Here is a 2,110-nt window from a genome sequence, read left to right as displayed (position 1 = left end):
AAGCTTTCATCAAGCGCGATGATTGAGAAGAACCTCAGCAAAATGCCACTTACAAGCTTGTTTTTGCAGCGATATTGTGAAGATATAGCAGATTATCAGATTCGTCGTTTGGCTCTTTATGCCAGATCGCTGGTGCAGAGTGGGCATTCATTGAGCCGGTGGCGACTTCTTCGTTTAGCTGGATTGAGTGATGAGCGATTAACCTCGTTGGCTGATGACCTATTGCGAGATGTGTTGGGGGATTGATGCAGGATATCCGTTTTGAAAAAATGTCTGACGATACCACCATCTTGGCGATAGGTTCGCTTTTTCGACGGATTGATAACTCCCAATGGGGAATCAATCTGGATCTGTCTCCCAAGGCTGCAACTGCTTCATTGAGGCTCTCGAATATCCCGGTTCTGGCCCGTAAGCGAGTATTGAACCCTACTCAGGAGCATAAGCCTGCGGGGTATCATCTCGTTTTTACTATCGATAACACGGGAACTTGGCAAAGAAAGAAACTGGGTGATTATCCGGTTGCGTCAGTGATTCGTGCTATGGACAAGCGTCAACACTGTTTCTATTTTCTTGCCAATGACATAGAGATTTATCTTCCCCAAATGGAATTGGCGCGAGCCTTGTTGCTGCATGATGGTTACCTCTCTCGTTCAGCGTTGGAGCCGGATTGTCTGAGAAGTGAGTTTTCGATTGAACACGTCAGTCCCGATGTTGCCCGGGTGAATGTGTTGCCTTCCTCCAGCTATCCGCTCAAGTCTCTTGATGACTATGAGTCGCGGCGCATATTGAGCTGGATCTTGATCGATCCCGACGCCCGAGCCTCCTACGAGAGCATAGGGCACTATCAGAAACTGAACGGTTATGAGAAAGGGGGGTATCGGCAATGGGAGTTCGAGTTTACTCCCCCGCCTTTGCCGTCAGTCTCTTTTGAGGTCAGGGGCCGGTTTGATAAACAAACCAGAAGCATGCTGGTTTACGAGATTGCCAGTCTGAAAAATATCAAGGCTGCTATCCCAGATGAGGTCCAGTTTCTCCATCCCAAGCTGCGGGAGTATGTACGTGGGGAGGGGGAGGGCTCGGTGCGCTTGGTAGGTGAACGTCCTCATATTCACTCGGTGCATGATGGTGTGGAAGCCAACGCGGATACCTCACCAGTGTTATTGCGGGCGCCAGCCGTAGTCTTTGAGTTTTCCAAGGCCTTCAATACACGCAAGGTTGCCGAGAAAAAGCAGGAGGGCGCAAAGGGCAAGGTTGATGAAGAGTTAGGATCTTTGGCTTCAGCCGATGTCAGTACAGAGGAGTCAGTTGTTGGCGGTGTGCTGCCCTGCGCCGAGTGGACTGCCGAATCGGATGAAACTGATGATCTTCACCTCTACGCCAACAAGTTTGATTGCTTTGGGACAATGCTGGATCAGTTGGTCACTACTCATGGTTGCGTGATTAGATCCAAGCAACTACGCAAGTTACCAAAACTCTATCGATGCAATCGGCATCTGCTACTGGATGGTAATCCGAGATGCCTGGCTGTTGTTGAAGTAGAGTCACAGAACCGGATTTTTCATATTCTTGAAGTGGATACCTCAGATGGGGTTTGCTCCCTATCAACCCAATTATTGAGGTTGATATCGCAGCAGGGGTGGCAGGAACAGCTTAGATTATTGGAAGAAGAGCTAACCCAGAAATCACTGCACTGGCCAAGTAAACGGCTGAAAGATCTGTGTGGTAAGGATGGTTATTCCGGTATCCCTCATCCACAGACCAAATCGGTGGATAAGGGCAAGTTACATGAGGCGTCAATAGCTCACTGGGCAGCTAGATTTAAGAGTTGGATGAGTGGTATTTAAATTTTTTCTTATTCTAAGAGATAGTACCTAATGATTGTTGATAAAATTAAAATTGAAAAGTTTAGGGGGTTTGAAAATGTTGAGTTCTCTCTTGGTGAAAATCTGACTTTAATCGCTGGGCAGAATGGAACTCAGAAGAGTACCTTGCTGGGCATCCTTACTCAAACCTTCACAATACCAAATGCAAACCATCCATTTTCAAATGAAAGACCATTGAGTGGTGGATCATATCGTTCGGCTTTTCAGGACAAGTTTAGGTTATCACC

Annotated in this window: 3 protein-coding genes; all 3 read left to right on the top strand. The window is 47.3% G+C overall.

Annotated features, from left to right (window positions below):
- A partial coding sequence (locus DBR30_RS21325) for a hypothetical protein (RefSeq protein WP_441296730.1) occupies positions 1-246 on the top strand: 246 nt, incomplete at its 5' end.
- Entirely contained in the window at positions 246-1,844 is a 1,599-nt protein-coding gene (locus tag DBR30_RS07495; protein ID WP_108540578.1) for a Tn7-like element transposition protein TnsE, read from the top strand. The genes DBR30_RS21325 and DBR30_RS07495, both read left to right, overlap by 1 nt.
- Positions 1,845-1,874: 30 nt before the next feature.
- Positions 1,875-2,110: AAA family ATPase (locus DBR30_RS07490; protein ID WP_146181365.1), on the top strand; the 236-nt coding region annotated here is incomplete at its 3' end.

The sequence above is a fragment of the Aeromonas sp. HMWF017 genome (assembly GCF_003061465.1).
In the GTDB taxonomy this organism is placed as follows: Bacteria; Pseudomonadota; Gammaproteobacteria; order Enterobacterales; family Aeromonadaceae; genus Aeromonas; species Aeromonas veronii.
Note: the sequence above shows the minus strand (reverse complement) of the source record. Positions and strands in the feature narration are given on the sequence as shown.